Below are 23,546 nucleotides of genomic sequence, written 5' to 3' on the forward strand. Positions count from 1 at the left end.
TATGGCAGAAGCAAAAGAGAAAAAGTGGTATGTGGTTCGTGCCGTAAGCGGACAGGAAAATAAAGTTAAGGACTATATCGAGAAAGAGATTGCTCATTTAGGTCTTGAAGATTTTGTAGATCAGGTTCTTGTTCCTACAGAAAAAGTGATTCAAATTCGTAACGGTAAGAAAGTAAACAAAGAACGAGTATACTTTCCCGGTTATGTAATGATCCAGGCAAATATTGGAGGAGAAATTCCTCATATTATAAAAGGGATAAATGGAGTTATTGGATTTCTAGGTGAAACAAAAGGTGGAGATCCTGTGCCACTTAGGAAATCTGAAGTGAATAGAATGCTAGGTAAAGTCGATGAACTTTCTGTTAAAGCAGATAATGTAGCAATTCCATTTACGATAGGTGAGACTATTAAAGTTATTGACGGACCGTTCAATGGGTTTAATGGTACTGTAGAAAAGATTAATGAAGAAAAGCGTAAGCTGGAAGTAATGGTGAAGATTTTCGGAAGAAAGACACCATTAGAACTAAGCTACATGCAAGTAGAAAAAGTATAAAAATAACTGTTACATATTTTTTGATTGTTTTTTAAGCTTCCACTCAACAAACGATCATTTAAAAATTTGAAAAATGGCAAAAGAAGTAAGTAAAGTTGTAAAACTACAAGTTCGCGGAGGTGCTGCTAACCCATCACCACCAGTTGGACCTGCTTTAGGTGCTGCCGGAGTAAATATCATGGAATTCTGTAAGCAATTCAATGGTAGAACTCAGGATAAGCAAGGAAAGGTACTTCCAGTAGCAATTACTGTTTATTCAGATAAGTCTTTTGATTTTGTGATCAAGACTCCACCTGCAGCAGTACAATTGATGGAAGCGGCTAAGACTAAAAAAGGTTCTGGTGAGCCGAACAGAAAAAAAGTAGCTAGTGTTTCTTGGGATCAGGTTAAAGCGATTGCAGAAGACAAGATGCAGGATCTTAATGCATTTACTGTAGAATCTGCAATGAAAATGGTTGCCGGAACAGCTCGTTCGATGGGAATAACTGTAAAAGGTGATGCACCGTTTTAATCCAAAAAGAAATTAAGAAATGGCAAAATTAACTAAAAAGCAAAAAGAAGCTCAGTCTAAGATTGAGAACGGCAAAACTTATACAGTTGCCGAAGCTTCAGCTTTGATAAAAGAAGTTACCAACGCAAATTTTGATGCTTCTGTGGATTTGGCGGTTCGTTTGAACGTAGATCCTAGAAAAGCAAATCAAATGGTAAGAGGGGTTGTAACACTTCCTCACGGAACTGGTAAAGACGTTAAAGTTTTAGCTCTAGTTACTCCAGATAAGGAAGAAGAAGCTAAAGAAGCCGGTGCCGATTACGTTGGATTAGATGAATACCTTGAGAAGATTAAAGGCGGATGGACAGATGTTGATGTGATCATCACTATGCCTAGCGTTATGGGTAAGCTTGGACCACTAGGACGTGTTCTAGGACCAAGAGGTTTAATGCCAAACCCTAAAACTGGTACTGTAACAATGGATATCGCTAAAGCGGTTTCTGATGTGAAAGCTGGTAAGATCGACTTTAAGGTAGATAAGCACGGAATTGTGCACGCTGGAGTTGGAAAAGCATCTTTTGATGCTGAGAAAATTGCAGGTAACGCAAGAGAATTATTAACTACGCTGGTAAAATTGAAGCCTCAGGCAGCAAAAGGTGTTTACATTAAGAGTATTTACATGTCAAGCACAATGAGCCCGAGTGTAGCAATAGATACTAAAAGGTTTACTGAGCAATAATTTAAGATTATGACAAGAGAAGAAAAATCAAAAGTTATAGAAGATTTAACTGCCCAGTTAGCCGATACTCAAACTATCTATCTAGCTGATATTTCTGGCCTTGATGCTGGAAGCACTTCTAACTTACGTAGAGCTTGTTTCAAAGCTAACGTAAAGTTATCGGTAGTTAAAAATACATTGCTGGCAAAAGCTATGGAGGCAGCTGAAAAGGATTTCGGTGAACTTCCAACAGTTTTAAAAGGCAATACCTCAATCATGCTTTCTGAAACCGGAAATGCTCCGGCGAAAGTTATTAAGGAATTTAGAAAGAAATCTGAGAAACCTTTACTTAAAGGAGCTTTCGTAGAAGAAGCTATTTATGTAGGTGATGACTATCTTGACACACTTGTTAATATCAAGTCTAAAGAAGAAGTTATCGGGGATATCGTTGGATTACTTCAATCTCCTGCTAAGAATGTTGTTTCTGCCCTTAAATCAGGTGGTGGAAAACTTGCAGGAATCCTTAAAACTCTTTCAGAAAAGGAGGGATAATATAGTACGCACTTTTTAACAATTATAAATTAAAGAACTTTTTAAAAACGATAGAAAATGGCAGATTTAAAAGATTTCGCAGAACAATTAGTTAATCTTACTGTAAAAGAAGTAAACGAATTAGCTGATATTTTAAAAGAAGAATATGGTATCGAACCTGCTGCTGCTGCAGTAGCTGTTGCTGGTGGTGCTGCCGCTGGTGGTGAAGAAGCAGAAGAGCAGTCTGAATTCGACGTAATTCTTAAAGCTCCAGGTGGATCTAAGTTAGCTGTAGTTAAACTTGTAAAAGAACTTACAGGACTAGGTCTTAAAGATGCTAAAGAATTAGTTGATGGTGCTCCAAAACCAGTAAAAGAAGGAGTAGCAAAAGACGAAGCAGAAGCTCTTAAAAAGCAATTAGAAGAAGCAGGAGCTGAGGTTGAGCTTAAATAAGCTTAACAAAAGCAATATTATTTAGGTTTAGACCTCAGGAATTACTCCTGGAGGTCTAAACCATTTTGCGTATATAGAACCGAACGTTTAAAAAGCGCAGTTTTTTTTATATAAATTATAATCCCGTCCATTGATGTTAGCAAAGCAAACTGAAAGATTGAGTTTCTCTTCTGTTAAGAATAAGCCTGCTTATCCGGACTTTCTGGATCTGCAGATTAAGTCTTTTCAGGACTTCTTTCAATTAGAGACAAAATCAGAAGAGCGGGGAAATGAAGGTCTTTACAACACCTTCCTAGAAAACTTCCCCATTACGGACACCCGTAATCAATTTGTACTAGAATTCTTAGATTATTTTGTGGACCCACCGAGATACTCCATCCAGGAATGTATCGAACGTGGATTGACCTACAGTGTACCACTTAAGGCTAGACTTAAGTTATACTGTACCGACCCTGAACACGAAGATTTTGAAACCATCGTACAGGACGTATACTTGGGAACTATCCCTTATATGACACCTAGCGGAACTTTCTGCATCAACGGTGCCGAGCGAGTAGTAGTTTCTCAGCTACACCGTTCACCTGGGGTTTTCTTTGGACAGTCTTTCCATGCAAATGGAACAAAATTATATTCTGCCCGTGTAATTCCTTTCAAAGGATCATGGATTGAATTTGCTACCGATATTAACAGCGTAATGTACGCGTATATCGATCGTAAGAAAAAATTACCTGTTACAACTCTTTTCCGTGCTATCGGGTTTGAGCGTGATAAGGATATCCTGGAGATATTTGACCTTGCAGAAGAGGTTAAGGTTTCTAAAACAGGACTTAAAAAGTACCTTGGTCGTAAACTTGCTGCGAGAGTACTTAACACATGGTATGAAGATTTCGTAGATGAAGATACTGGAGAAGTTGTTTCTATCGAGCGTAACGAGATCGTTCTGGACCGTGATACTGAACTTGAAAAAGATCATATAGAAGAGATCCTTGAAACCGGAAGTAAGACTATCCTTCTTCATAAAGAAGATAATCAAACCGGGGACTACGCGATCATTCATAATACATTACAAAAAGATCCTACCAACTCTGAAAAAGAAGCGGTAGAACATATCTATCGTCAGCTTCGTAATGCTGAACCGCCAGATGAGGAAACTGCTCGTGGAATTATTGACAAGCTTTTCTTTTCAGATCAGCGTTACAGCCTTGGAGAAGTTGGTAGATATAGAATGAACAAAAAACTTGGTCTTGATGTAGAGATGGATAAGCAGGTGCTTACCAAGCTTGACATTATTACCATTGTTAAATATCTAATTGAGCTTATTAACTCAAAAGCTGAGATCGATGATATTGATCACTTATCTAACCGTCGTGTTAGAACTGTAGGTGAACAGTTGTCTCAGCAGTTCGGTGTTGGTCTTGCACGTATGGCGAGAACAATCCGTGAGCGTATGAACGTTCGAGATAACGAGGTATTTACTCCGATAGATTTGATCAACGCGAAGACACTTTCTTCTGTGATCAACTCTTTCTTTGGTACCAACCAGTTATCTCAGTTCATGGACCAGACCAACCCTCTTGCAGAGATTACGCATAAGCGTAGACTTTCAGCATTAGGACCAGGTGGTCTATCAAGAGAAAGAGCAGGTTTCGAGGTACGTGATGTTCACTATACTCACTACGGAAGACTTTGTCCTATTGAAACTCCTGAAGGTCCGAATATTGGTCTTATTTCTTCACTTTCTGTATACGCTAAAGTTAACGGAATGGGATTCATTGAAACTCCATACCGTAGTGTAACAGATGGTAAGATTAACACTTCTGAAGAGCCTATTTACTTAAGTGCTGAAGAAGAAGAAGGTAAGAAGATAGCTCAGGCGAACATTCCATTAAAAGACGACGGAACTATAGATACAGATCGTGTTATTGCACGTATGGAAGGTGACTTCCCGGTAGTTGATCCTAAAGAGGTTCATTATACTGATGTTGCTCCAAACCAGATCTCATCTATTTCTGCTTCATTAATTCCATTCCTGGAACATGATGATGCTAACCGTGCACTGATGGGATCAAACATGATGCGCCAGGCTGTACCACTTTTAAGAACAGATTCTCCTATCGTTGGAACTGGTCTTGAAAGACAGGTAGCTACAGATTCTCGTGTATTGATCAACGCTGAAGGAGAAGGAGAAGTAGAATATGTAGATGCAAATAAGATCATCATTAAATATGATCGTACAGATGAGGAAAGAATGGTAAGTTTTGATGATGATTCAAAATCTTACGACCTTATCAAATTCCGAAAAACTAACCAGGGAACCTGTATCAACCTGAAGCCAATCGTAAGTGTAGGTGACAGGGTAACAAAAGGCCAGGTACTTTGCCAGGGTTATGCTACTGAAGCAGGAGAACTTGCTTTAGGTAGAAACATGAAGGTTGCCTTCATGCCTTGGAAAGGTTACAACTTTGAGGATGCGATCGTGATTTCAGAAAAAGTGGTAAGAGATGATATTTTCACCTCTATCCATATAGATGAATACTCTCTTGAAGTTAGAGATACAAAACTAGGTAACGAAGAATTGACTAATGATATTCCAAACGTTTCAGAAGAGGCTACTAAAGACCTTGATGAGCATGGAATGATCAGAGTTGGTGCTGAAGTAAAACCTGGTGATATTCTTATCGGTAAGATCACTCCTAAAGGAGAAAGTGATCCAACTCCGGAAGAAAAACTTCTACGTGCTATCTTCGGTGATAAGGCCGGTGATGTTAAGGATGCTTCATTGAAAGCTTCTCCATCATTAAGTGGTGTTGTTATCAATAAGAAATTGTTCGCTAGAGCAATCAAAGACAAGCGTAAGAGAGCTCAGGATAAAGAAGATGTTGCAGCATTAGAGAAGAAGTACGATGCTAAATTCGCTAATCTTAAGTCTGAACTTGTTGAAAAACTTTTCGCTATCATAGGTGGAAAAACAGCTCAGGGAGTACAGAATGATCTTGGTGAAGAAGTAATGCCAAAAGGTAAAAAGTACACGCTTAAGATGTTGAACGCTGTAGATGATTATACTCACTTAACTAGTGGTACATGGACTACAGATGATCACCTTAACGAACTTGTTGCAGATCTAATACATAATTATAAAATCAAGGAAAACGATCTTCAGGGTAACCTTAGAAGAGAGAAATTCACCATTTCTGTTGGAGATGAACTTCCATCAGGAATTCTTAAACTGGCTAAAGTTTACATCGCTAAGAAACGTAAACTGAAAGTAGGGGATAAGATGGCAGGACGTCACGGTAACAAAGGTATTGTTGCCAGAATCGTTCGTCAGGAGGATATGCCATTCCTTGAAGACGGAACTCCGGTTGATATCGTGTTGAACCCACTTGGGGTACCATCACGTATGAACATCGGTCAGATCTACGAAACTGTGCTTGGTTGGGCTGGACAAAAGAATGGTAAGAAATATGCCACTCCTATTTTTGACGGTGCAACAATCGATGAGATCAATGATCTTACAGATAAAGCAGGAATTCCAAGATACGGTCATACTTACCTGTATGACGGTGGAACAGGAATGAGATTTGACCAGCGTGCAACTGTTGGTGTGATCTACATGCTTAAGCTTGGTCACATGATCGATGATAAGATGCACGCTAGATCTATTGGACCATACTCACTTATTACTCAGCAGCCGCTTGGTGGTAAGGCACAATTTGGTGGTCAGAGATTTGGAGAGATGGAGGTTTGGGCTCTTGAAGCTTACGGAGCATCTAGTACTCTAAGGGAAATCTTAACCGTGAAGTCTGATGACGTGATCGGTAGAGCAAAAACCTATGAGGCTATTGTGAAAGGTGAGCCAATGCCAGAACCTGGATTGCCAGAATCTTTCAACGTACTTATGCACGAATTGAAAGGTCTTGGATTGGATATAAAACTTGAAGAATAACATTCTGTTGATCGGGGCTGTGAATACAGCCCCTATTAAACGGAATATTCACAATAAATAGCAGCATTTATTATGGCTAGAAATAATGATAAAAATACAGTACAGAGGTTCAACCAGATCTCTATAGGTTTAGCTTCTCCAGAGTCTATCCTCGCGGAATCTCGTGGTGAAGTTCTTAAGCCTGAAACGATCAATTACCGTACGCACAAACCAGAGCGTGACGGATTGTTCTGTGAGCGTATTTTTGGTCCTGTAAAGGATTATGAATGTGCCTGCGGAAAATATAAAAGAATCCGTTATAAAGGAATCGTTTGTGACCGTTGTGGAGTTGAAGTTACCGAGAAAAAGGTTCGTAGAGACCGTGTAGGTCACATTAACCTTGTTGTACCTGTAGCTCATATCTGGTATTTCCGTTCTTTACCTAACAAAATTGGTTATTTGCTAGGTCTTCCTTCTAAGAAACTTGACATGATCATATACTATGAAAGGTATGTAGTGATCCAGCCAGGTAACGCGAAGGATGAAGAAGGGAACCCATTGAAGAAAATGGATTTCTTAACTGAAGAAGAGTATCTGAACATTTTAGATGAACTTCCTCAGGAAAATCAATATTTAGAAGACAGCGACCCAAATAAGTTCATCGCTAAAATGGGAGCTGAATGTCTTATCGAAATTCTTAAGAGAATTGATCTTGATGATCTTTCTTATGAATTGAGACATAAAGCAAATAACGAAACTTCCAAGCAACGTAAGACTGAAGCTCTTAAGAGACTTCAGGTTGTGGAAGCACTTCGTGATGCAAACAAAAATCGTGAGAACAACCCAGAGTGGATGATCATGAAGGTGGTACCGGTTATTCCACCGGAACTTAGACCTCTTGTGCCCCTTGATGGTGGTCGTTTCGCGACTTCAGATTTGAACGATCTTTACCGTCGTGTAATTATTCGTAACAACCGTCTGAAAAGATTGATGGAGATCAAAGCTCCTGAAGTAATTCTACGTAACGAGAAACGTATGCTTCAGGAATCTGTGGATTCATTATTCGATAATACAAGAAAATCATCAGCAGTAAAAACTGACTCTAACAGACCTCTTAAATCACTTTCAGATTCATTGAAAGGTAAGCAAGGTCGTTTCCGTCAGAACCTGCTTGGTAAACGTGTGGATTATTCAGCACGTTCGGTAATCGTTGTAGGACCAGAATTGAAGATGTTCGAGTGTGGTCTTCCTAAGAACATGGCAGCTGAGCTTTACAAGCCTTTTATCATTAGAAAACTGATAGAAAGAGGTATTGTAAAAACAGTGAAGTCTGCTAAGAAGATTATCGATAAGAAAGAACCTGTAGTTTGGGATATATTGGAGAACGTATTAAAAGGACATCCGGTATTATTGAACCGTGCTCCTACGCTTCACCGTCTGGGTATCCAGGCATTCCAGCCTAAACTTATTGAAGGAAAAGCAATTCAGCTTCACCCACTTGCGTGTACTGCATTCAACGCCGATTTCGATGGTGACCAGATGGCGGTTCACTTACCACTTGGGCCAGAAGCTATTCTAGAAGCGCAGCTATTGATGCTTGCTTCTCATAACATTTTGAACCCTGCAAATGGTTCTCCAATTACAGTACCATCTCAGGATATGGTTCTTGGTCTATACTATATGACCAAGCACAAGAAATCTACTCCTGAAGAGCCTGTAGTAGGTGAAGGATTAACTTTCTATTCTGCTGAAGAGCTTGTAATAGCTTATAACCAGAAGAGAGTAGATCTTAACGCAGGAATCAAGATCAGAACTAAAGATTACAACGAAAACGGTGAATTGGTTTATATGATCAAGGATACCACGGTTGGTAGAGTTTTATTCAATGAAGCTGTGCCGGAAAAAGCCGGGTATATCAATGAGGTATTGACTAAGAAATCACTTCGTGAGATCATTGGGAAGATTCTTAAAATTACAAGTGTACCAGAAACTTCAGAATTCCTTGATAACATTAAGGAACTAGGTTACGGATTCGCATTCCGTGGAGGACTTTCTTTCAGCTTAGGTGATATTATCATCCCTGAAGAAAAGCAATCCATGATCGATGAAGCTAACGAGCAGGTGGAAGGTATTATTGGTAACTATAATATGGGTCTTATTACCAATAACGAACGTTATAACCAGGTAATTGACATCTGGACTTCAACTAACGCAGGTCTAACTGAATTGGCTATGAAGCGAATTCGCGAAGACAAGCAAGGATTCAACTCAGTATATATGATGCTTGATTCTGGTGCGCGTGGTTCGAAAGAGCAGATTCGTCAGCTTACTGGTATGCGTGGTCTTATGGCTAAGCCGAAGAAATCTAACTCTGGTGGTGGTGAAATTATCGAAAACCCGATTCTTTCTAACTTTAAGGAAGGTCTTTCGATACTTGAATACTTTATTTCTACTCACGGTGCTCGTAAAGGTCTTGCCGATACCGCACTTAAAACAGCCGATGCCGGTTACCTAACCCGTCGTCTGGTAGATGTTTCACAGGATGTTATTGTAAATGAAGATGACTGTGGAACGTTAAGAGGTGTAGAAGTTAAGCCACTTAAGAAAAACGAAGAAATCGTAGAATCATTAGGAGAAAGAATCCTTGGACGTATTTCCCTTAATGATGTAGTAAATCCATCAACAGATGAACTTCTTGTTGGTGCGAATGAAGAAATAACTGAAGAAATCGTAGCTAAGATCGAAGCTGCGCCAATCGAAAGTGTTGAAGTACGTTCACCACTTACCTGTGAGGCGAAGAAAGGGATCTGTATCAAGTGTTACGGTAGAAACCTTGCAACTAACAAGATCGTTCAAACAGGTGAAGCTGTTGGTGTTGTTGCTGCACAGTCTATTGGTGAGCCTGGTACACAGCTTACATTACGTACGTTCCACGTGGGTGGTATTGCAGGTAACATTTCTGAAGACAATAAACTTGAAGCTAAGTTTGATGGTATTGCTGAGATCGAAGATCTTAAAGTTGTTAAAGGTGAAGCCCCTGATGGTGGAACTGCAGACATCGTGATCTCTCGTACTGCTGAACTTAAGATAAAGGATAAGAAAACAGGAGTTGTACTAAGTAACAATAACATTCCTTACGGTGCTCAGATCAATATTAATGACGGAGCTACTGTATCAAAAGGTGATGTGATCTGTACTTGGGATCCATATAACGGTGTAATTATTTCTGAATTCGCCGGTAAGATCAAGTACGAAAACGTTGAGCAAGGTGTTACTTATCAGGTTGAGATCGATGAGCAGACAGGATTCCAGGAAAAAGTAATTTCTGAATCTCGTAACAAGAAATTGATCCCAACGCTTCATATTTTAGGTAAGAAAGACGAAGTAATTCGTTCTTATAACCTTCCGGTAGGTGCTCACCTTATGGTGGACAATGAAGAGAAGATCGGAGTTGGTAAGATTCTGGTTAAGATTCCACGTAAATCTTCTAAAGCAGGGGATATTACGGGTGGTCTTCCAAGGGTAACTGAGCTTTTCGAAGCACGTAACCCATCTAACCCTGCGGTTGTATCTGAGATTGATGGTGTTGTTTCTTTTGGTAAGATCAAAAGAGGTAACCGTGAGATCATTGTTGAGTCTAAACTTGGAGAGGTTAAGAAATACTTAGTTAAGTTATCTAACCAGATCCTTGTTCAGGAGAATGACTACGTTAGAGCTGGTATGCCACTTTCTGATGGTTCTATCACTCCAGAAGATATCCTGAACATTAAAGGACCTAACGCTGTACAACAGTATCTTGTGAACGAAGTTCAGGAGGTATATAGATTACAGGGTGTGAAGATTAACGATAAGCACTTCGAGGTTGTCGTAAGACAGATGATGCGTAAAGTGAGAATCGTGGATCCAGGTGATACTATCTTCTTGGAGAACCAGCTTGTACATAAAGATGATTTCATCGATGAGAACAACAAGTTATTTGGAATGAAAGTGATCGAAGATGCTGGTGACTCTGAAAAGCTGAAAGCTGGTCAGATCATTACTCCAAGAGATCTTAGAGACGAAAACTCTATTCTTAGAAGAGAAGATAAGAATCTTGCAACTGTAAGAGACGTGATCACAGCAACTGCTAATCCAGTACTTCAGGGTATTACCAGAGCTTCACTTCAGACTAAGTCATTCATCTCGGCTGCTTCCTTCCAGGAAACAACTAAGGTGTTGAACGAAGCTGCTGTAAGTGGTAAGATCGATGAACTAGAAGGATTGAAGGAAAATGTAATTGTAGGACATAGAATTCCTGCAGGTACAGGTATGAGAAAATACGATAGCATTATCGTTGGTTCTAAAGAAGAATTCGATGAAATGCTTGAGAAGAAACAGGAAGTAAATTACAATTAATTCCCGATAATAATTTGAAAAAAGGCTCGCTGTTGCGGGCCTTTTTTTATTTATGACGATATTTGAACTATGAAGGAGTACTTTAAAGAATTATTGGAATATTCACATTATTATAATTTAGAGATCATCCATAAGATGAATGATGGAGATCTTCATTTTATGATTCCGGAGAGAGCAATTCAGCTTTTATCTCACACTTTGAATGCGCAGAAAATCTGGAACAACAGGATAGAAGGTAAGGAAGACCAGGTACAGGTTTGGAAAAATCTGGAAATTGATGAACTAGAATCTATTGAGAATGGTAATTTCAGAGAAAGCCTTACCATTCTTGAAAATGAAGAACTGGATAGAACGGTTAGTTATAGCAACTCTAAAGGGGAAAGCTATCAAAGTTCAGTTAGAGATATTATATTTCATGTAATTAATCATTCGACGTATCATCGCGGACAGATAGCTACGGAATTCAGAAAACAGGGAATTGATCCAATTGTTTCTGACTTTGTATATTATAAACTGAAAAAGTGAAGCAGAAGCTTAATTTATAAATCGATTAAAATTTAGATCATGGAAGACGATAAGAAAAATAAGAATCAAAAAGGAAAGATTAATATAGAACTGGATGAAGCGGTTGCGGAAGGAACTTATTCTAATCTTGCTATCATCAATCATTCGGTTTCAGAGTTTGTAGTGGATTTTGTGAATATCATGCCAGGAAGACCTAAAAGCAAGGTAAAATCGAGAATTATTCTTACTCCACAGCATGCGAAGCGTTTGCTAAAAGCTCTTGGCGATAATATCAATAAATTCGAGCAGGCTCACGGTGAGATCAGGGATTATGATAAAGCTCCATTACCGCTTAATTTTGGACCAACAGGTCAGGCGTAAAACAGTTCTGAATTAAATATAAAAACAAAGCCTTTCTAAATATTTAGAAAGGCTTCGCTATTATTTTATTAGGTATACTTTTTAAAATAGATTTTTGCTGCTTTCATTACCCGTGGAGCAAGAATCAGCGTGGAAATCATTGTTGGAATGGCCATCAGGGCAAAGAATCCATCAATGAGATTTAAAATAAAACTGAGCGATGTAGTTGCACCCAGGATGATACTCAGAATGTACACGTAGTTGTAATACTTTTTATTTTTTACTCCTATCAGGAAAGAAAGACATTTGGTCCCGTAATAGGAATAAGAAAATAACGAGGAAATACTAAAGGCCATAATGCATAAAAGCAATAGGTAATTCCCAACATAAGGGATGGCCTGATCAAATGCAGCGGCCGTAAGGCTCACACCATTCACATCGGTGCTTTGCCATACACCAGTTACCAAAATAGCCATCGCAGTTAAAGTACATACCACGAGTGTATCAATAGCCGGCCCAAGCATGGCTATTAATCCTTCACGAATAGGTTCAGAAGTTTTACTGGCGCCATGAGCCATAGTAGCAGTACCAATACCAGCTTCATTGGAAAAGGCACCACGGCGAATCCCTAAAAGGATCAAACCACCAAGAACACCTCCCAGGAGAGGGTCACCTTTGTAGTTTTCAGCAGCGAAAGCGTCGGTAAAGATCATTCCGAAATATTGAAAAACTACCTCGTAATTAACAAATAGAATTACCAGAACAGATACAAAGTACAGCGCCACCATTGCTGGTACTAACCTTGAAACAGTTTTACTGATCCTGTCTAGTCCGCCAATAATCACCACAGTGGTTATCAGAGTAAGTATAATCCCTATGATTAGGCTGGTAGTGAAACCTGTTTCTATATTATTCGGTTCTAGAAGGATGTAGTTGATGGCCTGTGTGAGCTGGTTTACGTTAAAAACTGGCAAAGCACCTACAAGACCGGCAATGGCGAAAAATGTGGCTAAAGGCTTCCATTTTCTACCTAACCCTTCCACAATAAAATACATTACGCCGCCCTGGATCTTACCTTCAGTATCTCTGCCACGATACATCACGGCAAGGCTGTTGGTGAAGAATTTTGTAGCCATACCCACAATGGCGCTAATCCATAACCAGAAAATCGCCCCAGGACCTCCAATTGCAATCGCAACCGCGACCCCCGCAATATTACCCATTCCTACCGTGGAAGATAGCGCAGTAGATAAAGCCTGAAAATGATTTATATCACCTGGATCATCGGGATTATTATATTTACCGCGAAGTACCTCTATGGAATGTCCAAGATATCTGAAAGGCAAGAACCGAGAATATATGAGTAGAAAGATTCCTCCGCCAATCAAAAGGATAACAAGTGGAATTCCCCATACGGCGGAAGCAAAATCTGCAATGAACTGATCTATCTGGGACATAAAAATACTTTGTCTCCGAAAATAGTAAATTTTAGGAGTGTAGCTATCCTATTAAATTGACTTTTGAATTTTAGAGTCATAACTGCAACTTGCTGAATTTGTTTCGGCTTCTCAAAAAGGCTAGAAACAAATTCAGTTTGACAACAATTTAAAATTCAGAAGTGAAATGAAATTTAATTGAAGGATATTTTTGCTGGGTCATCTGTAAAGAAAATTGAGAATCAGCTAAAAATACTAATTGCCCAGATTTATCTTTTGCCAGGAACTTAGACTTTACTCTTTTGAAATCTTTAAATTCCTCACTTTTTTCATCTTCTGCTTCAACCCATGTGGCTTTATGAACATTCAGGTTTTCATAAGTACATTTTGCACCATACTCATGTTCCAAACGGTATTGAATTACTTCGAACTGTAGCGCGCCCACAGTTCCAATGATCTTTCTACCATTCATTTCAAGAGTAAATAACTGCGCAACACCTTCATCCATTAGCTGGTCTATCCCTTTTTCCAATTGTTTGGACTTCATAGGGTCAGCATTGTTAATATATTGGAAATGCTCCGGAGAGAAGCTTGGTATACCTTTGTACATCAAAGTTTCTCCCTCGGTCAGGGTATCACCGATCTTAAAATTACCCGTATCATGCAAACCAACGATATCTCCTGGAAAGGAGACGTCAACGATTTCTTTCTTTTCTGCAAAAAATGCGTTGGGAGAAGAGAATTTCATATTCTTCCCATTCCTAACGTGCAGATAGTTTTTATTTCTCTCGAATTTACCGGATACAATTTTTACGAATGCAAGCCTGTCTCTATGTTTTGGATCCATATTGGCATGGATCTTAAAAACGAAACCGGTAAAATCTTTTTCATCAGGTTTTACCAATCTTGTATCACTTTCTTTTGGCCTCGGCGGCGGAGCGATCTTGATAAAACAATCCAGTAATTCTCTTACTCCAAAATTATTTAATGCTGAACCAAAAAATACTGGTTGTAGTCGTCCTTCCAGGTAAGCTTCTCTTTCAAATTCAGGATAAACTCCCTGGGCTAGTTCCAGTTCTTCCCGAAGTGTATCAGCAGCTTTGTCTCCAATTAGCTGGTCTAGTTCTTCAGATTTCAGGTCGCTGATTTCTACAGTTTCTTCAATATCTTTTCTTGGGTCTCCTGTGAATAAATTCACATTCTTTTCCCAGATATTATAAATTCCTTTAAAGTCATAACCCATTCCAATAGGAAAGCTTAAAGGAGTTACAGTTAGATTCAGCTTTTGTTCAATTTCATCCAACAATTCAAAGGCGTCCTTACCTTCACGATCCAGTTTATTGATGAAAACGATCATAGGAATATTTCGCATCCGGCAAACTTCAACAAGTTTTTCGGTTTGTTCCTCCACACCTTTTGCAACATCAATAACCACGATCACGCTATCTACGGCAGTAAGTGTTCTGAATGTGTCTTCCGCAAAATCCTTGTGACCCGGAGTATCGAGAATATTTATTTTGATGTCTTTATATTCAAAAGCAAGGACAGAAGTTGCAACAGAAATTCCTCTCTGGCGCTCAATCTCCATAAAGTCACTGGTAGCACCTTTTTTGATCTTGTTAGACTTTACCGCTCCCGCTTCCTGGATCGCTCCACCAAATAACAGAAGCTTTTCCGTAAGCGTGGTTTTACCGGCATCGGGGTGAGAAATGATACCAAATGTTCTTCTTTTATTTATCTCTTTCTGATAATGCTTCATACCTGCTGATCTTGAAGCGGCAAAAATACTATTATTTTATAGAAATTCCTTTTCCTTTCAGTTGCCTTTTTATCGGTAATAAAACTCATTTAAACCATTAAATAGTAACTTTATAGGGTATATGGTTAATTTAACTGATATTTAATCTAATTCTGTCAGAAATCATGGTTTTTACCCTACAGAACCTAAAATTATTTATCTTGATTTTTGCTGTTAATCTAATTTTCAGCAGACAGTTTTATTCTCAAAATTCTTTAGAAGTTCTACCAAAGGGATCTTACGCCGTTAATATGGGTATTACTCCGCAAACAAAGGCTAACGCACTTAAACCTTACGGATTTATTTACGATTTGCTTACTCATCATCCAGTTGAAATAAAATGGGTGATTAATCCAAAAAAGGAAAAAGATGGAATTGATTTTTCTTTACAGGAGGAGGATTTTAGATCAGGGTCATTTATAATTCCGGTGTCTTATATTACTGAAGAAGTTAAAATAGCAATTGATAATTGGGAGAGTAGAGGAATGATGGGTAGCTACATTGATGAAGATTTGAGCTTGACTGTTTTTACTGATATTTCGGTGGCTCCAAAATGGACTCTAGACAAGCAAAACGGGAGTATCGCCCTGGCATACTTTAAAGCTGCAGGAATACCTGGGTCTGCCCATGGCGGATACAGTACAAAAAATTGGAAGTCGCCAGACGAGCTTGGTGTTTGCGATGATATTTTTGTGATGCCGCATGCAGAGCCCAAATTTGAGACTCATAAGAATTTATATTTCTGGAATAAGAATTTTAAAGGTGCGATATGGGCAGGATGTCATGCGGGAAGTGAATTAGAAAATTTACACGGAATAGTTAATGAGCAAGGAGACAAAGAGGAAATTATTCAGCTGAACTTTCTTTCTGAAGGCTCTCCTGGCGCAAGAACCACAGGTTTGATTCCATTTTATGAGCATAGATTTGCGACACCCCCTTATGAGCATAAATTACCCGCAGATCCGGTCGCTCAATATATTGGTAAAAGTGATAAGGCGCTTATCAATGGTTCAGAAAGAATTTTGTATCCAAAAAAAGCGAACATCTGGAGAAAGGGCGCAAAACAGATCATTATCGATGCGACCGCCCCAGATATACCTTCGCTTTCAAATGGTCCCGGGGCGGTAATTATCTACGGTAACGGTTTTGATAATCCAGAGAACGGATTAGTGATGTACCAGGTTTCACATGATTTTTCAGGCGATAAGCCAGAAAATATCGCGGCCATTCGTGCGTTTTTTAACTGGAGTTTTTACGCAACAGAAGTCAAAAGAAAGGAAAATATCATTCAATTTCAGAATACTGAGGGGGACAAGATCTTCGCGGCAAGGGTAGGGGACGATCTGGCAAAAATGCTCAACCTTGATCCTATCCTTTTTGATCTTGACAAAGCTGAAATAAAATCGAAGGCTGCAGAGCAACTGGATGAGATTGCTTCATATATGATTGCCTATCCTGAATTGCTTATAGACATTAGATCTCATACAGATAGCAGGGCAGATGATGGTTATAATTTAAACCTGTCCCAGGAAAGGGTGAAGGTTACCATTGATTATCTCGTTAAGAGGGGAGTTGAGGAAGGTAGGATTTCAGGTAGGGGTTATGGAGAAACCGAACTGGTTAATAATTGCCGAAACGGAAAACCATGTACCGAAGCAGCTCATGAAAAGAACCGAAGGTCTGAATTCATATTATCCATTAACTGTGAAATTTATACCGGAAAGCTGAAACTTTAGGATTTGCTTAATCTGCAAGCCTGTGATAGAAATGCCTGTTTTTGTACATTTGAACTTCAAATATGAAAATGGCAGAAGAAAAAGTAATCTTAGTTAACGAAAAAGACGAACAGATAGGTCTTATGGAAAAGATCGAGGCTCATGAAAAAGCTTTATTACACAGGGCTTTTTCAGTATTTGTATTCAATGAGAACAACGAGCTGATGATCCAGCAAAGAGCGCTATCCAAATATCATTCTCCTGGTTTGTGGACCAACACTTGTTGTAGTCATCAACGGGAAGGTGAATCTAACATCGCTGCCGGTAAACGTCGTTTACAGGAAGAGATGGGATTTTCAACAGATCTTAAAGATACCATATCCTTCATTTATAAAGCACCTTTTGATAATGGTCTAACCGAACATGAATTTGATCATATTCTTGTAGGTAATTTTGAAGGTCAGCCAGATTTGAATCCTGATGAGGTTGCTGCCTGGAAATGGGTTTCTTTAGAAGAACTGCAGGTTGATATGAAGAAAAATCCTCATATTTATACAGAATGGTTCAAGATCATATTTGATAAATACTACGCACATATTCAGCAATGAAAATAACGGTACATAGAAAAGCTCATTTTAATGCGGCACATCGTCTTTTCAGAAAAGACTGGGATGATGAGCGTAACTTTGAGATTTTTGGTAAATGCAGTAATCCTAATTATCACGGCCATAATTATGAGCTGATCGTCTCTGTTACGGGTGAACCAGACCAGGAAACAGGCTTTGTCATGGATCTGAAAGTTTTAAAAGAACTCATCAGTAAGCAGGTAGAAGAACCTTTTGATCATAAAAACCTCAATATTGAGGTGCCGGAATTCAAGGATTTGATCCCTACTGCTGAAAATATTGCCGTGGTTATCTGGAATAAACTTAGGCCAGAAATTCAAAAAGATCATAATCTGGAGGTAACCTTGTATGAAACTCCACGAAATTTTGTTAGCTATAAAGGAAATTAATTATGAATACAGGAGATCTGGTACCGCAGTTGGAATTGAAAGATCAAAACAATGATATTTACCGTTTTTCAGATTTGATACATAAGAAAGCCTTTGTGGTGTATTTCTATCCTAAAGACTTTACTCCGGGCTGCACGAAAGAAGCCTGTAGTTTTCGCGATAGTTATGAAGACTTTAAGGAGCTTGGCGCGGAAGTGATCGGAATTAGTTCAGACTCTTCGCTATCTCATTCCAAATTCGTGAATAAATATAATCTTCCCTATATATTTCTTTCCGACGAAAATAAAAAAGCCAGGGAGGCTTTTGGGGTAAAACCTAATCTGCTGGGATTGCTTCCGGGGAGAGAAACATTTGTATTTGATAGGGAAGGCAAACTTCTACATAAATTTAATAGTATGAATGCCAGTAGGCATATGCCGGAAGCTTTGAGCGTTTTGAAAAAAAATCAGAATTAATTTATCAATTTTATTTTCATTTCGAAAAATAGTTTAAATTCGCAGCCGAAATTTATTGATAATGGCGAGTAAAAGATTGCTTAAGAAAGATGTGAATTATGTAATGGGAGACATCATTGATGCTGCCTACATTCACCAAATGGCTAATCCAAAGGAAGACCCGGCGAAATCTGAGGCGATCGTTGATGAAGCTATTAAAGAATATGATGAATTGATCTCTAAGATCAATCGTCGTGATGTTGAGAATAAACAAAAGCATTTTAAGGAAGTTCAGGCTGATCTTGAGAAAAAAGCCCAGGCTTTGATCGAAAAGCTGAACGCTCTTTAAGAAATAAGTTGCCGATGTAGCTCAGCTGGCTAGAGCAGCTGATTTGTAATCAGCAGGTCGTGGGTTCGAGTCCCTCCATCGGCTCTTTAAACTCCTCTTTTTCAAGAGGAGTTTTTTTATTTTAAAATTTAATGTAGCGCTTCTAATTGGAGTGTTTCAGAATTGCTTTTCTGTACCTTTCTGAAATCGGCTTCGTTATCTACAATCTCTTTATTCCAGAATGGTATCATCCTGTCAAGTTTCTCCTTCACTTCTTTTTTCTCAAGCTTTTCAGGGAAGGCAATTTTAATGACATCCAACATTATGTGAACTGCTGTGGAAGCTCCAGGAGAAGCGCCCAGCAAGGCAGTTATTTTACCATCCTGGCTATGCACCACATCAGTTCCAAATTCCAGTACACCTCCTTCTTTTTCATCTTTTTTTATGATCTGCACTCTCTGACCGGCAACTTTTAATTCCCAATCTTCAACCCTTGCGTCTTTAATAAAAACCTTTAAGTCATTGATCCTGTCCTGATGATCCATTCGCACCTGATTAATCAAATAACTGGTGAGCGGTAAGTTGTGCCAGAAAACGCCCCACATCGATGGTAGATTATCAAATTTCAAAGATTTTGGCAGGTCCAGAATAGAACCCTCTTTTAAAAATTTTGTGCTAAAACCAGCGAATGGCCCGAAGAGTAATTCTTTTTTGCCGTTTATAAATCTTGCATCGAGATGAGGAACTGACATTGGCGGTGCATCAACTCCTGCCTTACTGTAAACCTTTGCATGATGTTTTTCAATTATGTCTCTGTTCTTACAAAACAGCCATTGTCCGCTAACCGGAAAACCACCATAACCATCTTTCTCTTTGATCTCAACTTTCTGCAAAAGTGGAAGCGCTCCTCCACCGGCACCTATAAAAATATGATCGGCATCATAGAAAGTTTTTTCACCTGTATTTCGATCTTTTACTTCAGCAGACCATTCATCAGGTCCATCTGGATCAATATCTAGAACTTCCTGATTTCTCAACACTGGAACATCAAACTGTTCTTCAAGAATTTTAAAATATTGTTCTGTAAGTGAACCAAAATTAACGCCAGTTCCTAATTCCATTCGTGTCGCTGCCATGGTTTCAGAAGAACTTCTGTTTTCCATAATAAGCGGAAACCACTCTTTAAGTTTTTCCTGTTGATCTGAAAATTGCATTTCCTCGAACATGAAATGCGAGCTCATAGCTTCGTATCTTTTTTTTAGGAATTCTACATCGTCTTCGCCACGTACCCACGCGTGATGAGGTATGGAGTGTATAAAGCTTTTAGGATCTTTGATCAGATTTTGTTCAATCAGGTAAGACCAGAATTCTTTTGATCTCTCAAACTGCTGAAATATATCAATGGCTTTTGAAATATCAATATTTCCATTTTTATCCTCAGGTGTATAGTTCAATTCACAAAAGGCAGAATGTCCCGTTCCTGCGTTGTTCCAGGCTTTAGTACTTTCTTCGGCAACCTTGTCAAGTCTTTCAAGAATGAGAATTTTTGTAGAAGGGTCAGATAGTTTGAGAATAAGAGCTAAAGTTGCGCTCATGATTCCTCCTCCAACACAGATGAGATCGTAATCTCGATTGGTGCTTGTCATAGTTAATGATTTGCTCCAATTTAAGAATTCCAATCCCTAATTTCCGCCAAATAAATATTAAGAACTTGTTATAAAGAAAAAGAGGAGCTGATTAGCCCCTCCTGAATATAATTGATGAAAAACTGAATTAAGAATTCTCTTCTTCCATTTGAGCTTCCACTTTTTCTTCCAGCTTTTCTTCTTTTCGTCTTTCTTTTAGGTATTTTTTTAACTCCGCACCATATTTTGATTTTTTAACCTTTGGTGCCAGCGAATTATAAATTGTATCCAGATATTTAATGTTGGCATCAAATACTTCAGATAACGCCAGGTAAGGAGCGATCTCATGATCTTTATTGTTAATGGCAAAATTCACAGTATACAGATATTTCCTTTTCAGTAATTTATCATATTTCTGATCTATCTCCATTAACTTCTCTTCATCCTGAGCTTTTTCAGCTTCAAAACTTTCTTTGATTAGATCAAGATTTTGATCGTTGAACCTGTTGATCATTTTTCTATATTCCATCAATTTCTCCTGATTAACTGAACCCACTATATTAGCTCCGGTTTCAAATTTTTCAAGCTTGGTATTGATAGTCACCTGTCCTTCATCTGCAAAAAAGTCAATGCGGTCATCATACCTATTGTTATCAACCTTTTCAAGGTACAAATACATGATCTGCGGACTCTCTAGAAAAGTTTCCATCGTGAACATCGGGTCGCCATTTACTACGACTGAATCCACGTTCACCAGAATGGTATCCTCTAGTTTCTGAAGGTAAAGAGTACCTTTTTTAAGACCCTTAACTTCGCCGGTTACTGTTAGATTGCTTTCTTTTTCAGAACAGGAGATGATACTGATCAGGATGGCTAAAAGAAGAGCTAATTTTTTCATTTTTTGTATTCAGATTTTAAGGAGCGCAAATATCTTATAATTTTCTGTTTATTACTAACTGCCGGCAGCTATTTGCATTAAAATTGTACACAAAATCGCACCATAGGTTCCAACAACATAACCAAATACAGCCAATAAAACTCCCACTGTCGCCAATGAAGGATGAAAAGCTGCGGCTACTACGGGAGCAGATGCTGCACCACCTACATTTGCCTGGCTTCCAACGGCAAGAAAGAAATAAGGCGCTTTGATCGCTTTTGCGGTAACAAGAAGTACGATTACATGGATTATTATCCAAATTAAACCGATTGCAATTAAACCAGGATTGTCCAGAATCATGGTTAGGTCCATTTTCATACCGATGGTGGCTACCAGAATGTAGATGAAAATACTACCAATTTTACTTGCCCCAGCACCTTCGTATTTTTTGAACTTAGTGAATGACAATATGATTCCGATGGCTGTCGCGATGGTGATCATCCAGAAGAATTGGGAGGAGAAGGAAGATAATGCGCTTTTGGAGTCATTAAAGACATCGAAAGTAGCAAGAAGGTATTCAGAAATATTATCGGCTCCCCAATGGGCGATTCCAACTGCGCCGAAAGCGAGAGCGAGCATGATCATGAAATCTGGCAATTCCGGAACACGGGTGACGCTTTTTGCATAATCACTAACCTTAATTTTCAATTCTTCAATTGCAGAATTATCAGCTTTTAACCAATTATCTATGCGGTCATTCTTACCTATTCCCATAAGAATGATCGCCATCCAAAGGTTTGCAACCACAATGTCTACCAGGACCATCCCCCCATAGAGATCTGGGTTATATTCATAAATTTCAAGCATCGCGGCCTGATTGGCACCTCCACCAATCCAACTTCCGGCGATAGTTGACAATCCTCTCCAAATAGCATCAGGGCCTACTCCGCCAACAGTTTCCGGCGAAATAGCTGATACTATAAGAATAGCAATAGGTCCTCCAAGTACGATACCTATGGTTCCTGCAAAGAACATAATCAAAGCTTTAGGGCCAAGGTTAAATACAGCCTTCAGGTCTATACTTAAGGTCATTAGAACCAGGGCTGCGGGGAGTAAATATCTACTGGCTACAAAATAAAGCTGAGAGGTTTCATCGTCTATCCAGCCTAAAGAATTGAAAATTGCCGGGATTAGGTAGCACATTAAAAGTGCCGGTACAACTTTGTAAAATTTGCTCCAGAATCCTTCTTCCTGAGAAGAAGTATAAAAAACGAATCCAAGAGCAAGCATCAGTAAACCAAAGACGATCGCGTCATTAGTAAACACAGTAGAAGTTTCCATATAATTTTGAATAGGTTGGCCGGCAAAATACAATTTTTATTGTATCCGGCTATAGTAGATTTTCAACTTATAATTTCAGCAATTCATTGATGCTTTTTGCTACTCCATCTTCTTTCCCCGGAGTGGTGACCATGTGGGCAACTTCAAGAACATCGGGCTTGGCATTACCAACCGCGATGCCCATTCCAACTCCCTTGATCATTTCCACATCATTATAATTATCACCAAAAGCCATGGTTTGAGATAAGGGTAATCTAAAATGATTATCGAGTAGATGCTGTACTGCAGTTAATTTTGAAACTGATCTTGGTGCAATTTCAAGGTAAGTAGGTTTGGAACGATAAAGATGAAGTTCCTCGCCAAAGTTTTCAATAAGAAAATTTTTAACGGCATCAATTCTTTCCTCTTCTCCCATGGCCATGATCTTATGGGCACCTTTTTGTTGTGCCTTCCATCTTGCAAGAACTGTTTCATTACTTTCCAGTTCCGGATGGACTTTAGTATTATTGATTTCTCTTTTGGTCCAGAAGTCATCTCGCGGTGCGTACCATTCATCATTATGAAATAAACTGAGATGAACATCATGATTCGAATTAAAATCATGCAGATCTGAAAGAATCTTAAGGGGAATTTCAGTAGAACTTACTGGTTTGCCATCTACAAGGATGAGTCCGCCATTATAGCTAATAAGCGGCAGATGCTCAATATCCATTTTTTGCTGTAGATGTCGCATAGCTGCTGGCATCCTTGAAGATATGAGGATGAATGGAATATTTGCTTTTGAAAGTTTTTTAATGGTTTCTATGGTGTAGTCTGAAAGATCTCTTTCAGCATTTAATAAAGTTCCATCTATATCAGAGAAAATAATTTTAAACATTAATCTTCCTTATTTTTTTGTTTAGGGTTTCTTTTGGCTTCTTTCAACGCCTTGTTCAGCATCCACTCAATCTGTCCATTAGTACTTCTGAATTCATCAGAAGCCCATTTTTCGATAGCTTTCAGCATATCTTCATCCACTCTTAATGCAAAGGCTTTCTTTTTGCCCATA

Annotated in this window: 21 protein-coding genes and 1 tRNA gene; 15 read left to right on the plus strand and 7 right to left on the minus strand. The window is 38.8% G+C overall.

Annotated elements, in window-relative coordinates; all coding sequences use genetic code 11:
• Position 1: 1 nt before the first annotated feature.
• The 9 genes from nusG (at position 2) to AC2S94_RS09025 (ending at position 11,950) form a co-directional block, all read left to right on the plus strand.
• Positions 2-553 carry a transcription termination/antitermination protein NusG gene (gene nusG, locus AC2S94_RS08985; RefSeq protein WP_484628268.1) on the plus strand — a complete coding sequence of 184 codons (552 nt, stop codon included), beginning with the start codon at positions 2-4 and terminating at the stop codon, positions 551-553.
• A gap of 73 nt (positions 554-626) precedes the next feature.
• Positions 627-1,064 (plus strand): 50S ribosomal protein L11, encoded by a 438-nt coding sequence (gene rplK / locus AC2S94_RS08990; RefSeq protein WP_156273616.1) that lies wholly within the window; start codon positions 627-629, stop codon positions 1,062-1,064.
• A 19-nt stretch (positions 1,065-1,083) separates the two neighbouring features.
• Positions 1,084-1,782 carry a 50S ribosomal protein L1 gene (gene rplA, locus AC2S94_RS08995; protein ID WP_484628269.1) on the plus strand — a complete coding sequence of 233 codons (699 nt, stop codon included), beginning with the start codon at positions 1,084-1,086 and terminating at the stop codon, positions 1,780-1,782.
• Between the two features lie 9 nt (positions 1,783-1,791).
• Positions 1,792-2,313 (plus strand): 50S ribosomal protein L10, encoded by a 522-nt coding sequence (rplJ, locus tag AC2S94_RS09000; RefSeq protein WP_484628270.1) that lies wholly within the window; start codon positions 1,792-1,794, stop codon positions 2,311-2,313.
• A 57-nt stretch (positions 2,314-2,370) separates the two neighbouring features.
• Positions 2,371-2,745, plus strand: coding sequence for a 50S ribosomal protein L7/L12 (gene rplL, locus AC2S94_RS09005; protein WP_484628271.1), 375 nt, complete (start codon positions 2,371-2,373; stop codon positions 2,743-2,745).
• A gap of 133 nt (positions 2,746-2,878) precedes the next feature.
• Positions 2,879-6,691 carry a DNA-directed RNA polymerase subunit beta gene (rpoB, locus tag AC2S94_RS09010; RefSeq protein ID WP_484628272.1) on the plus strand — a complete coding sequence of 1,271 codons (3,813 nt, stop codon included), beginning with the start codon at positions 2,879-2,881 and terminating at the stop codon, positions 6,689-6,691.
• A gap of 72 nt (positions 6,692-6,763) precedes the next feature.
• Positions 6,764-11,065, plus strand: a complete 4,302-nt coding sequence (gene rpoC / locus AC2S94_RS09015) for a DNA-directed RNA polymerase subunit beta' (RefSeq protein ID WP_484628273.1) — start codon at positions 6,764-6,766, stop codon at positions 11,063-11,065.
• A 69-nt stretch (positions 11,066-11,134) separates the two neighbouring features.
• Positions 11,135-11,590, plus strand: a complete 456-nt coding sequence (locus AC2S94_RS09020) for a DinB family protein (protein ID WP_484628274.1) — start codon at positions 11,135-11,137, stop codon at positions 11,588-11,590.
• 39 nt (positions 11,591-11,629) lie between these two features.
• Positions 11,630-11,950: a DUF3467 domain-containing protein gene (locus tag AC2S94_RS09025; RefSeq protein WP_156273601.1), complete on the plus strand. Its 321-nt coding sequence runs from the start codon at positions 11,630-11,632 to the stop codon at positions 11,948-11,950.
• 68 nt (positions 11,951-12,018) lie between these two features.
• Here AC2S94_RS09025 and AC2S94_RS09030 read toward each other — a convergent pair whose 3' ends face one another.
• Positions 12,019-13,386, minus strand: coding sequence for an alanine/glycine:cation symporter family protein (locus tag AC2S94_RS09030; protein WP_484628275.1), 1,368 nt, complete (start codon positions 13,384-13,386; stop codon positions 12,019-12,021).
• A gap of 148 nt (positions 13,387-13,534) precedes the next feature.
• The gene (locus tag AC2S94_RS09035) at positions 13,535-15,124 is read right to left on the minus strand and encodes a peptide chain release factor 3 (RefSeq protein WP_484628276.1); all 1,590 of its coding nucleotides are present in this window, start codon (positions 15,122-15,124) and stop codon (positions 13,535-13,537) included.
• A 200-nt stretch (positions 15,125-15,324) separates the two neighbouring features.
• Between AC2S94_RS09035 and AC2S94_RS09040 the strand changes: the two genes are divergently transcribed.
• The 6 genes from AC2S94_RS09040 (at position 15,325) to AC2S94_RS09065 (ending at position 18,760) form a co-directional block, all read left to right on the plus strand.
• Positions 15,325-16,899 (plus strand): OmpA family protein, encoded by a 1,575-nt coding sequence (locus AC2S94_RS09040; RefSeq protein ID WP_484628277.1) that lies wholly within the window; start codon positions 15,325-15,327, stop codon positions 16,897-16,899.
• Positions 16,900-16,967: 68 nt separating this feature from the next.
• Entirely contained in the window at positions 16,968-17,486 is a 519-nt protein-coding gene (gene idi, locus AC2S94_RS09045; protein ID WP_484628278.1) for an isopentenyl-diphosphate Delta-isomerase, read from the plus strand.
• Positions 17,483-17,893 (plus strand): 6-pyruvoyl trahydropterin synthase family protein, encoded by a 411-nt coding sequence (locus AC2S94_RS09050; protein ID WP_484628279.1) that lies wholly within the window; start codon positions 17,483-17,485, stop codon positions 17,891-17,893. The genes idi and AC2S94_RS09050 overlap by 4 nt, the downstream gene beginning before the upstream one ends.
• A 2-nt stretch (positions 17,894-17,895) precedes the next feature.
• Complete coding sequence (locus AC2S94_RS09055) at positions 17,896-18,348, plus strand: peroxiredoxin (protein ID WP_484628280.1); 453 nt, start codon at positions 17,896-17,898, stop codon at positions 18,346-18,348.
• A 61-nt stretch (positions 18,349-18,409) separates the two neighbouring features.
• Positions 18,410-18,676, plus strand: coding sequence for a hypothetical protein (locus tag AC2S94_RS09060; RefSeq protein ID WP_484628281.1), 267 nt, complete (start codon positions 18,410-18,412; stop codon positions 18,674-18,676).
• 10 nt (positions 18,677-18,686) lie between these two features.
• Positions 18,687-18,760: transfer RNA gene (locus AC2S94_RS09065), tRNA-Thr, on the plus strand.
• 44 nt (positions 18,761-18,804) lie between these two features.
• On the opposite strand, the gene mqo is transcribed toward AC2S94_RS09065, so the two are convergent.
• From mqo to AC2S94_RS09090, 5 genes are all read right to left on the minus strand, one after another.
• Positions 18,805-20,301, minus strand: coding sequence for a malate dehydrogenase (quinone) (gene mqo, locus AC2S94_RS09070; protein ID WP_484628282.1), 1,497 nt, complete (start codon positions 20,299-20,301; stop codon positions 18,805-18,807).
• Positions 20,302-20,428: 127 nt separating this feature from the next.
• A complete protein-coding gene (locus tag AC2S94_RS09075) occupies positions 20,429-21,178 on the minus strand; it encodes a DUF4369 domain-containing protein (RefSeq protein WP_484628283.1) in 750 nt (249 codons plus the stop codon).
• 54 nt (positions 21,179-21,232) lie between these two features.
• Complete coding sequence (locus tag AC2S94_RS09080; protein ID WP_484628284.1) at positions 21,233-22,498, minus strand: DUF819 family protein; 1,266 nt, start codon at positions 22,496-22,498, stop codon at positions 21,233-21,235.
• A gap of 67 nt (positions 22,499-22,565) precedes the next feature.
• Positions 22,566-23,375: an HAD family hydrolase gene (locus AC2S94_RS09085; RefSeq protein ID WP_484628285.1), complete on the minus strand. Its 810-nt coding sequence runs from the start codon at positions 23,373-23,375 to the stop codon at positions 22,566-22,568.
• Positions 23,375-23,545: a type II toxin-antitoxin system antitoxin gene (locus AC2S94_RS09090; RefSeq protein WP_484628286.1), complete on the minus strand. Its 171-nt coding sequence runs from the start codon at positions 23,543-23,545 to the stop codon at positions 23,375-23,377. Before AC2S94_RS09090 ends, AC2S94_RS09085 begins: the two co-directional genes overlap by 1 nt.
• Position 23,546: the final 1 nt, after the last annotated feature.

It is taken from the genome of Christiangramia pacifica, assembly GCF_057221535.1.

Excerpts from the sequence above, each read along its gene's own strand:
- nusG (WP_484628268.1), top strand. The coding sequence starts at position 2 with ATGGCAGAAGCAAAAGAGAAAAAGTGGTATGTGGTTCGTGCCGTAAGC.
- rplK (WP_156273616.1), top strand. The coding sequence starts at position 627 with ATGGCAAAAGAAGTAAGTAAAGTTGTAAAACTACAAGTTCGCGGAGGT.
- rplA (WP_484628269.1), top strand. The coding sequence starts at position 1,084 with ATGGCAAAATTAACTAAAAAGCAAAAAGAAGCTCAGTCTAAGATTGAG.
- rplJ (WP_484628270.1), top strand. The coding sequence starts at position 1,792 with ATGACAAGAGAAGAAAAATCAAAAGTTATAGAAGATTTAACTGCCCAG.
- rplL (WP_484628271.1), top strand. The coding sequence starts at position 2,371 with ATGGCAGATTTAAAAGATTTCGCAGAACAATTAGTTAATCTTACTGTA.
- rpoB (WP_484628272.1), top strand. The coding sequence starts at position 2,879 with ATGTTAGCAAAGCAAACTGAAAGATTGAGTTTCTCTTCTGTTAAGAAT.
- rpoC (WP_484628273.1), top strand. The coding sequence starts at position 6,764 with ATGGCTAGAAATAATGATAAAAATACAGTACAGAGGTTCAACCAGATC.
- AC2S94_RS09020 (WP_484628274.1), top strand. The coding sequence starts at position 11,135 with ATGAAGGAGTACTTTAAAGAATTATTGGAATATTCACATTATTATAAT.
- AC2S94_RS09025 (WP_156273601.1), top strand. The coding sequence starts at position 11,630 with ATGGAAGACGATAAGAAAAATAAGAATCAAAAAGGAAAGATTAATATA.
- AC2S94_RS09030 (WP_484628275.1), bottom strand. The coding sequence starts at position 13,386 with ATGTCCCAGATAGATCAGTTCATTGCAGATTTTGCTTCCGCCGTATGG.
- AC2S94_RS09035 (WP_484628276.1), bottom strand. The coding sequence starts at position 15,124 with ATGAAGCATTATCAGAAAGAGATAAATAAAAGAAGAACATTTGGTATC.
- idi (WP_484628278.1), top strand. The coding sequence starts at position 16,968 with ATGGCAGAAGAAAAAGTAATCTTAGTTAACGAAAAAGACGAACAGATA.
- AC2S94_RS09050 (WP_484628279.1), top strand. The coding sequence starts at position 17,483 with ATGAAAATAACGGTACATAGAAAAGCTCATTTTAATGCGGCACATCGT.
- AC2S94_RS09055 (WP_484628280.1), top strand. The coding sequence starts at position 17,896 with ATGAATACAGGAGATCTGGTACCGCAGTTGGAATTGAAAGATCAAAAC.
- AC2S94_RS09060 (WP_484628281.1), top strand. The coding sequence starts at position 18,410 with ATGGCGAGTAAAAGATTGCTTAAGAAAGATGTGAATTATGTAATGGGA.
- mqo (WP_484628282.1), bottom strand. The coding sequence starts at position 20,301 with ATGACAAGCACCAATCGAGATTACGATCTCATCTGTGTTGGAGGAGGA.
- AC2S94_RS09075 (WP_484628283.1), bottom strand. The coding sequence starts at position 21,178 with ATGAAAAAATTAGCTCTTCTTTTAGCCATCCTGATCAGTATCATCTCC.
- AC2S94_RS09080 (WP_484628284.1), bottom strand. The coding sequence starts at position 22,498 with ATGGAAACTTCTACTGTGTTTACTAATGACGCGATCGTCTTTGGTTTA.
- AC2S94_RS09085 (WP_484628285.1), bottom strand. The coding sequence starts at position 23,375 with ATGTTTAAAATTATTTTCTCTGATATAGATGGAACTTTATTAAATGCT.
- AC2S94_RS09090 (WP_484628286.1), bottom strand. The coding sequence starts at position 23,545 with ATGGGCAAAAAGAAAGCCTTTGCATTAAGAGTGGATGAAGATATGCTG.